This is a genomic window from Cobetia sp., from assembly GCF_983723665.1.
On record NZ_CFDJES010000019.1, the window covers coordinates 21445 to 24835 of the forward strand.

At 63.1% G+C, this 3391-nt stretch carries 3 protein-coding genes; 2 read left to right on the forward strand and 1 reads right to left on the reverse strand.

Annotated elements, in window-relative coordinates:
- Positions 1-241: 241 nt before the first annotated feature.
- Positions 242-910, forward strand: coding sequence for an outer membrane lipoprotein periplasmic chaperone LolA (gene lolA / locus AC4FAH_RS03675; RefSeq protein WP_054555615.1), 669 nt, complete (start codon positions 242-244; stop codon positions 908-910).
- Positions 911-1041: 131 nt separating this feature from the next.
- Here the strand turns inward: lolA and AC4FAH_RS03680 are convergent, their stop codons facing one another.
- Positions 1042-2409 (reverse strand): replication-associated recombination protein A, encoded by a 1368-nt coding sequence (locus AC4FAH_RS03680; protein ID WP_153636423.1) that lies wholly within the window; start codon positions 2407-2409, stop codon positions 1042-1044.
- A gap of 312 nt (positions 2410-2721) precedes the next feature.
- On the opposite strand from AC4FAH_RS03680, the gene AC4FAH_RS03685 reads away from it, so the two are divergent.
- Positions 2722-3270: a hemerythrin domain-containing protein gene (locus AC4FAH_RS03685; RefSeq protein ID WP_043331576.1), complete on the forward strand. Its 549-nt coding sequence runs from the start codon at positions 2722-2724 to the stop codon at positions 3268-3270.
- Positions 3271-3391 lie beyond the last annotated feature (121 nt).

The following is a 3391-nucleotide window of genomic DNA, read 5'->3' on the forward strand; positions in this document are numbered from 1 at the left end:
GGCACCAATGGCTCGCGGGAAGTGATCGCGCCCAACCACAGCGGCTAGCCGCCGCCGGCCTGGTCGCTGAAACACACGAAGGGGAGCTTTTTGCTCCCCTTCGTGTCAAAGACATCAGATAACAGATCACTGCCAGCAGGATATTGGCAGCAATCATCCCGAATCGCTGAAATGATGATGGTCAGCTGCAGGGCCTCGGTGCCGAGGCTTGCCACTGGTCTTCCTCATCGCAAGGAGTTTCATGAAGACATTGTCCCGTTCTTTCGCTTCTTCGTTGACCGCTCGTCTGGCCAAGGGGCTGGGCGCCGCGCTGATGTTGGGCATGGCCGCTCTGCCAGCGCACGCCGAGGAATCGGCAGGCGATCGCCTGTCGCGCCTGCTGGAGCCGCTCAAGACCTATGCTGCCGACTTCGATCAGCAGATCCTCGATGCCTCCGGTCAGCGTCTGCAGGAAGCCAAGGGCAAGATGTGGCTGTCGCGCCCGGGCAAGTTCCGCTGGAGCGTCGATGCGCCGTACCGTCAGGAAGTGGTGTCGGACGGCAAGGAAGTCTATCTGCATGACCCGGACCTCGAGCAGGTCACCGTGCAGCCGCTGGATGAGCGCGTCACCCACACGCCGGCGCTGTTGCTGTCCGGTCGTGCCAGTGAGCTGACCGCCAACTATGCGGTCAAGCGTCAGCAGCAGGGCGCGCGTGAGACCTTCACGCTGACGCCCAAACAGGCCGATACGCTGTTTGAAAGCCTCAAGCTGACCTTCGACAGCGAGCAGCTCGACATGCTGCAGATGGCGGATTCCACCGGCCAGCGTACGGCGATCGACTTCAGCAACGTGCAGTACAACCCGTCGCTGCAGGATAGTCGTTTCGTGTTCCAGATCCCGCAAGGCGCCGACGTCATTCGCGAGCAGTGATCACGCCCAAGGTGCAGCGCAAATCCTGAATACGCTTGACCAGACAAGAACGCCCGGACCTTCTGGTCCGGGCGTTCTTGTCTGTGCCAGTCGCGACTCTGCAGCCATGTGCGCGCAGGATTCGCCGCTGATCAGCTTTGTCCGGGCGTCTCGCCACGGTCTGCGGCGGCGTCCTGCTCGCGGCGCCAGCGCTCAATCTCGGCGAAGCGCTTCTCACCGCCATGCTGGGTCGGGCGGTAGAACTGCTGGGTCGGCAGCTCTTCTGGCCAGGCATCGTGGGAGCGGCCGGCCGGATAGCCATTGGGCTCGTTGTGGGCATAGCGATAGCCTTCGCCCATGCCCAGCTCCTTCATCAGCGTGGTCGGGGCATTGCGCAGGTAGACCGGCACCCCGAAGTGGGGCTGCTGGCGCACGAAGGCCTTGGCTTCCTTCCAGGCCACCTCGATGGCATTGCTCTTGGGCGCGATGGCCAGGTGAATCGCCGCATGGGCGATGGCGCGCTGGCCCTCGTAGTCACCGAGGCGCAGATAGGCGTCCCAGGCGGCGATGGTCAGCGGCAGGGCGCGTGGGTCGGCGTTGCCGACATCCTCGGAGGCAATCGCCGTCAGGCGCCGCACGACATCCAGCGGGTCGCCGCCGCCATCCATGAAGCGCGCCATGTACAACAGCGCCGCGTCGGGCCGCGAGGAGCGTATCGACTTGTGGATCGCCGACAGCAGGTCGTAATAGTCATCGCCCTGCTTGTCGAAGCTGGAGGCCTGATGGCCCAGCACGGCCTCCAGCGAGCTGTCCTCGAGTATCTCGCGCGTTCCCCCCTGGGCGTCTGGCTCACGACGCACGAAGTCACAGGCAGTCTCCAGCAGGCCGAGGGCGCGGCGTGCATCGCCGGAGGCCGAGCGCGCGATGCGGGTCAGCGTCTCGCGGCTGGCTTCGATATGACGCTTGCCGAGGCCGTTGACCTCATCCTGCAGGGCGCGCGTCAGTACCTCGATCAGGTCGTCCGTCTCCAGGGCCTTGAGCACATAGACCCGCGCCCGTGACAGCAGGGCCGAGTTGACCTCGAAGGACGGGTTCTCGGTGGTCGCGCCGATCAGCGTCAGCAGGCCGGATTCCACATGCGGCAACAGGGCATCCTGCTGGCTCTTGTTGAGGCGGTGGATCTCATCGAGAAACATCACCGTCTGGCGATCGCTGGCCTGGAAGTGTCTGGCGCGCTCCACCACCTCGCGGATGTCCTTGACGCCGGCCATCACCGCCGAGAGCTGCTCCAGATGGGCATCACAGCCCTTGGCGAGAATCTCGGCCAGCGTCGTCTTGCCGACCCCCGGCGGCCCCCACAGGATCATCGAGCGCACCACGCCGGAGGCCACCATCTGGCGCAGCGGCATGTCAGGCCCGACCAACGCTGTCTGTCCGATGTAGTCATCCAGGGTGCGGGGACGCATGCGGAAGGCCAGTGGCGCATGGGAATTCGAGGCGGTATCGGCAAAAAGATCCATCGGCGAGTCTGGCTCCGGCAGGCGTGGGGCAGTATTGCGCTCATCATGGCCGATCCTGCAGGACTGTACAAATCAGCAGGGGCGGCACGGTCAGTCAGCGGCCTCAGGCCGCGCGTGGCATTGCACCAGACTGTCATGTTTTCCTGACAGCATGACACGCTCATTTAGGCAATCCCACCCAACGTCTAACTGGCGCTCGGGGGATGTGTCCTACACTTCTAGGTGACGACATTGCTACATTCGGTAGCAATGCCCGAGGCGGCAGCGCTGTCTGCCAGCATCGGCCACCTGTTCCGTAAGGAGGAGGAAGTCATGCCCAATGTGACTCAGCTGCGCCAGGACCACGCCAACATGGCCCGTCTGCTGCACGTGCTTTCGCACCGCCACAAGACGCTCGTCAGTGGTGAGCGTCCCGACTTTCGCATGATGCGTGAGGTGGTGGATTACATTCTCGATTACATGCAGGGCTTCATCATTCCGCTGGAGCGTCAATGCACCCAGATGCTGTGCGAACGCTCCGAAGACGCCGCGCCACTCTGTCAGCGCCTCATCCAGCAATATCGCACCCTGCACGAGCGTCTGGACAAGCTGTCCGACAATCTCGACAGCATCCTGATGGACCAGATCATCCCGATGGATCAGTTCAATGCCGACCTGCGCGAGTATGTGGAGGCACACCGTGACTACCTGCGTGCCGAGCGCCAGGAGCTGTTCCCGCTGATGCGCGACAACCTCAGTGACGAGGAATGGCAGCAGCTGACCGATGCCATCCCGCATGCGCGCACCGAGCTTGAGCGCCTCCAGGAAGCCTACCCGGAACTCTACGCCGAGCTGACCGAGAGTGATGTCGTGACCGCCTGAGCCCTTTCGGTCCGATCTATAACGGTCTAGTCAGGAACTCGCCACACAGAAAGAATCCGCACTTTGCCCGCCACAACAGAAAGAACGCCAAGTCGTTGGCGGGTATTCCGAAAGTCTCCAC